The organism is Pleurocapsa sp. CCALA 161 (assembly GCF_003003995.1).
GTDB lineage: Bacteria > Cyanobacteriota > Cyanobacteriia > Cyanobacteriales > Xenococcaceae > Waterburya.
The window spans coordinates 1-5,316 of the sequence record NZ_PVWF01000201.1; the positions used below are offsets into that span (position 1 = coordinate 1).

At 39.6% G+C, this 5,316-nt stretch carries 5 protein-coding genes; all 5 read right to left on the minus strand.

The features are described from left to right. Nucleotides 1-217: 217 nt before the first annotated feature. A complete protein-coding gene (locus C7B62_RS24270; protein WP_106243788.1) occupies nucleotides 218-1,276 on the minus strand; it encodes a tetratricopeptide repeat protein in 1,059 nt (352 codons plus the stop codon). A gap of 105 nt (nucleotides 1,277-1,381) precedes the next feature. Further along, nucleotides 1,382-2,740, minus strand: coding sequence for a tetratricopeptide repeat protein (locus tag C7B62_RS24275; protein ID WP_106243793.1), 1,359 nt, complete (start codon nucleotides 2,738-2,740; stop codon nucleotides 1,382-1,384). Between the two features lie 225 nt (nucleotides 2,741-2,965). Further along, entirely contained in the window at nucleotides 2,966-3,250 is a 285-nt protein-coding gene (locus C7B62_RS24280; RefSeq protein WP_106243797.1) for a hypothetical protein, read from the minus strand. Between the two features lie 47 nt (nucleotides 3,251-3,297). Continuing rightward, nucleotides 3,298-3,948 carry a uracil phosphoribosyltransferase gene (upp, locus tag C7B62_RS24285; protein WP_106243800.1) on the minus strand — a complete coding sequence of 217 codons (651 nt, stop codon included), beginning with the start codon at nucleotides 3,946-3,948 and terminating at the stop codon, nucleotides 3,298-3,300. Nucleotides 3,949-4,140: 192 nt separating this feature from the next. Beyond that, nucleotides 4,141-5,316: CpsD/CapB family tyrosine-protein kinase (locus C7B62_RS24290; protein WP_146132203.1), on the minus strand; the 1,176-nt coding region annotated here is incomplete at its 5' end.

The window sequence follows — 5,316 nt, forward strand, 5'->3', positions numbered from 1 at the left end:
ATACTCAGTATTTTTGCTTATTCTGAGTTTACATCTCAGCCTTTCTTTGTTTCTAATTTTTTCGTCGAACTCACGTTTTTTAAAAAAAGAGGATTGTTATTAAGGAAAAAATTTCTGTTTATTTCTTCGTGAACGAAGAGGTCTTAAACCTGATTAATCAATTGTTCAATGTTCAATGTTCATTGTTCATTGTTCATTGATAATCTCAAGTATTAGCCTATTTTGCGCGCAGGGCGACTAATTTATCTTCCACATATTGATATAAGACTTGGTTATTTTGCTGTTTAAATAGGGTTGCTGAACATTCTAGATGTTTAATTGCCTGGCGTGTATCTCCCAAGGTTTGATAGACTAACCCCATGTTGCCATAGGCTTCGGCATAGTTAGGCTTAAGCTTGATTGCCTGTTGATGATCGGCGATCGCTTTTTGATATTCACCCAGTTTGTTAAATGCCACTGCACGATTGTAATAGGCTTCAGCATAGTTGGGATTAAGGGAAATTGCCAGATTGAAATCGGCGATCGCCTTGGTAAAATCCTGAATTGCTAAATAAGTTGTGCCTCGATTGTAATAGGTTGGAGCGTGACGGGAATTAAATTTAATTATGTGGTTATAGTCAGCGATCGCTTGGGGATAGGCTTGAGTTTTATGATAGACATTGGCTCGATTATAGTAAGCTTCTAAATCTTCAGGTTTAAGGGCAATTGCTTGATTATAATCTGCTAGGGCTTGAGGGTATTGCTTGACTTTGTTGTAAGTGTTACCTCGGTTATAGTAAGCTGCTTGATCATTTGGCTGAAGACGGATTACTTCAGTGTAGTCGGCGATCGCTTGAGAGTATTGTTCTAATTGATTCTGGACGATCGCGCGGTTGTAGTAAGCCTCCCCATAGCTAGGATTAAGTTTAATCGCCAGATCGAAATCGAGCAGGGCTTGAGAATATTGTTTTAAGTTATAGTAGGCAGTACCGCGATTAAAATAGGCTTTAGCATAGTTGGGAGATAGATCTAAGACAGTGTTGTAGTCATCAATTGCTCGCTGATAATTATGCAACTGTCCGTAACCATAGCCACGAAACATATAGGCTAGAGCATCTTGACTATTGCGTTGCAGAATCGCGTTGAGATCTTTGATCCCTGCATCGTAGTCTTCTAGGCTATAGTACAGTTCACTTCTAGCATAATAGGCATCAATATCGTCGGGATTTTGCTGTAGTTCGAGGCTCAACTCTGTCAGAGCATCTTGATAATCTGACGATTCCCATTCTTTAGCCATATTACTAATTACTGATTACTTTACTAATTACTTTTCGGCGGGCATTAACAAGATATTTATTTCTGCATTGTAGTTTGCGTGATTGCCGACTCTATAATTTACTGCTCATTGCTCTAATTGCTCTAATTGTTGCATCATGCTGGCAGCTCGTTGTGCTAGCTTAACCTTTTTCTGTTTCAAAAATAAATTCTGGGCTGTAGTTAGGTCTTTTAAGGATTTTTGCCGATTTTCGAGCAGATGGTAAACTAAAGCTCGGTTGTAGTAAGCATCAGCATAATTAGAGTCAAAAAAAATTGCCTGGGTATAGTCGGCGATCGCTTTTTGATATTGCTTGAGCTGTTGATAAGCAATGCCGCGATTGTTATAAATTATAGGAGATTGAGACTTGATAGTCAGCGCCAAATTATAATCATCAATTGCTTGATAATGTTCTTGCAGTGAATTATAGCTAACACCTCGATTAAAATAAGCCTGGTTGTGATTGGGATCTAGCTCAACACATTTGGTGTAATCGGCGATCGCCTGCTGATATTGTTGCAGGAAATTATAAGCATTACCCCGATGATAGTAATTGCCAGACTGTTTTGGGTCACATTTAATTGCTTGAGTATAATCGGCGATCGCTCCGTTAAAGTCTTTGAGTTTACCGCAGACATAGCCGCGATCCTTATAAACGCTAGCTAATCGCGGTTTCATTTTAATTACCTCACTATAGCTTGCCCAAGCATTGGGATAATCTCCTAGCTGACGATAAGAATGTCCCTGGTAGTAGAAGGATTGCCAATCTTGGGAATCGAGGAAAATTGCTTGGCTATAGTCAATAATGGCGTTGCGATAGTTTTCTAGCTTAAAATGGGTCTGTGCGCGACTGCGATAGGCTTGAGCATGATCGGGATTGTCAACAATTACTTGGGTAAAATCATTAATTGCTGCTCGATCATCATCTAGATATTGATAAATATTACCTCGATGATAATAAGCTTGAGCGTTGCGTGGTTCTAAGTTAATTACCTGAGTAAAATTGGCAATAGCAAGATGATGCTGTTTTACGAGATGATGAATACAGCCAAGATTAAAGTATGCTTGAACATATTGAGGATCTAGCTCTAATGCTTGATTAAGATCGGCGATCGCCTGTTGATATTGTTGCAAAATACCATAAGCATAGCCTCGACCACGATAAGCTTTTGCTAATTTAGGATTCAGAGCAATTGCTGCACTATAGTCAGCAATTTCTTGGTCAAAATCTTTGATTTCTCCGTAGGTATAGCCACGAATTAAATAAGCCTTGACGTTTTGCGGGTCGATTTCCAGAACAGTGCTAAAATCTTGAAGCGCCGCCTGATAATTTTTCAGCTTGAGATTAGTCCTACCTCTTTGATAATAGGTGGCGACTAAATTGCGATCAAATTCCGTCAATTCCTGGTTGTTAGGTGGTGATTTTAAATTACTTGCTTGCTCCACTTTAGTTTAAACACTCTGCTTAATTGCCGATGGTTAACGCCAATTTGCTAATAATATTTGGTAATTTTGCTTTGGCAGCTATTAATAACAGCTAATCTGGTGATTATTTAATTTTGTTATTAACAATTGATTATGCTTCAAAATCTCTTGATTTAAAAAACTAATTTTACATTTGTAAATTTGGGTAATTGACAAGCAATTATTTTTCTCTACCCCAAACCAAAGTTAATCTTGCTCTGAAGAAGCTTTAACTGTTCCCAACTGCTGTCTAACATCATCAATTGCTGAATTGAGTTGAGCAATTTTATCTTCTAAACCATGTCGGGCAAGTTCGATACTTTCTTCTGTCTCCAAAGATCTTTCTTGCCCAGTTTGTAACTGATAGGTACCTGTTCCTACAATTTGCTTTTCCTTGCGGGTGGCTATAACTGTACCTAAAACGCCACCTACTACTCCACCAATGAGCGAACCTAAGACAAATCCACTCCCAAAACCATTTTGTTGACTCATAACGATTTAATCTTTTTGATAGTGCCTATAATTATTTTACGCCTTATTTATGTGCCAAAAGCGCGATCGCCTGCATCCCCTAAACCTGGAACAATATATCCTTTGCTGTTTAATCCTTCGTCAATCATAGCCGTATAAATCTCTACCCCAGGGTAATTTTCACTAAGCTGTCTGAGGGCGGGAGGAGCAGCTACAATCGCAATAATCCTGATTAACTCTGGCTTGATGCCTCGCTTAGTGACTTCCTGCATTGCCAGCATAATCGATCCTCCTGTGGCTAACATAGGCTCTAAAATGACTATTCTTGTTTCCTCGTCAAATTTTTCTGGTAGCTTATTTAAATAGCAGCTTGGCTCTAAGGAAGATTCGTTTCGCACCAAACCTAAATGATAAACTGAAGCTAAGGGCAACACCTTCTGCACCTCCTCTAGCAACGCTAACCCAGCACGCACAATAGGCACTATCCCCATAGGAACTTCTGGATTGACAAAAGTTCCTGAACATTGAGCTAAAGGGGTTTGGAGGCTGGTATCTATAGTAGGCAACCAATTTCTCACTGCTTCATAGGCTAACCATCGACCTAATTCGGACATTGCACTTTTAAATAGTATTGATGGCGTATTGACATCACGAGCTACCGCTAGCCAGTGTTTGATCAAAGGATGCTCTGGAACATAAACGCGTAGTTGTAAAGTCATATTCGCAAGTTAGTCTGATGGTGGCAAAAATTAGTAAATCTGCTGAGAAGTCGATCTTACACGATCGCGTCTCAATCTCAACTCCATCACCATAATCAATCAAATTACAAATTAATGGTCACGTAATAGCGCAAATTATCTCTACATTGCCACTAACCAAATCTTGTCTCATTTTACAGACATATTTATAATTTATAATTTAGCCCGACTAACGCTACTGTTAGCATTATTTCCTTCGGGCATATTAGACAAGTTTTGAGAACCATTCAAGTTGTTCTGACTTTCATACTGAACATTGCCTTTTTCAAAATATTTTTTCCCATATCGTCCATGATAAGAATAACGGTCAAATTCGTTTGCTTTGACCCCATTGACCACCATACCTAAAATTTTCTGCCCAGTGGTAGCCAAAGCTTCCTGAGCCAGTTCAGCGCTTTCATGTTCCACAATTCCTGGTCGAGTCACGAATAAAATGCCGTCCACCAGCTTGCTAACAGTCAAAACATCAGCCGTTACAGGTAAGGGAGGAACATCAATCAAAATAAGATCGTATTCACGGCGAGAACGACCGATAAAATCACTCATTTTAGGCGAATCTAGAATGGCTAGAGGATTAGATTCAACCATTCCACTAGTTAACAAGCTTAGCTTCGGCATTGGTTGCCTAATCACAGATAAGGGACTAACGTTATCGACGACAATGTCTTTGAGTCCCTTTTGATTGTCTACACCCCAAAGATGATGTTGAGAAGAACGACGCAGATCCGCATCCACCAATAATACACTACGTCCTAGTTGAGAAATTGCAGCTGCTAAATTAGCCGTTACTGTAGACTTACCTTCTTCAGGAACGGAGCTGGTAACTAAAATTACTTTGGGTGGCTTATCGTTAGTCAAAAACTTCAGATTAGCCTGGATCATTCGATAGACTTCGCTGGAGAAAGAATCAGGCTCGTCCCTCGTCACAATCTTACCCTGATACATAGGAGGTTCTAAACGAGTTATACCAACAGTTTGATAGGGGAATTTCTTTTTAATTTCAGCTAAAGAGCTAATTGAGCGATCCTGCATCTCCAGCAAAATAACTGACAAGTTGGCGAGAAACGCACCCATGATTAAGCCCATCCCCATTAAGACAGCTCTACCTGAGTTACCTTTGTCAGGTACGGCAGCATATTCAACCACGTCAGCATTACCGCTTTTACTATTGGCAGCGATTGTTGCTTCTTGTAAATTGTTGAGCAAAGTCTCATAAGTTTTACCAGCCGATTCTGCCTGACGCACTAGTTCACGGTCTTTTTGTTCTAGTTGAGGGAGAACTTTAGCCCTTTTGATTAAATCTTGCTGAGAATTGTATAAAGCACCAAC

Excerpts from the sequence above, each read along its gene's own strand:
- C7B62_RS24270 (WP_106243788.1), bottom strand. The coding sequence starts at position 1,276 with ATGGCTAAAGAATGGGAATCGTCAGATTATCAAGATGCTCTGACAGAG.
- C7B62_RS24280 (WP_106243797.1), bottom strand. The coding sequence starts at position 3,250 with ATGAGTCAACAAAATGGTTTTGGGAGTGGATTTGTCTTAGGTTCGCTC.
- upp (WP_106243800.1), bottom strand. The coding sequence starts at position 3,948 with ATGACTTTACAACTACGCGTTTATGTTCCAGAGCATCCTTTGATCAAA.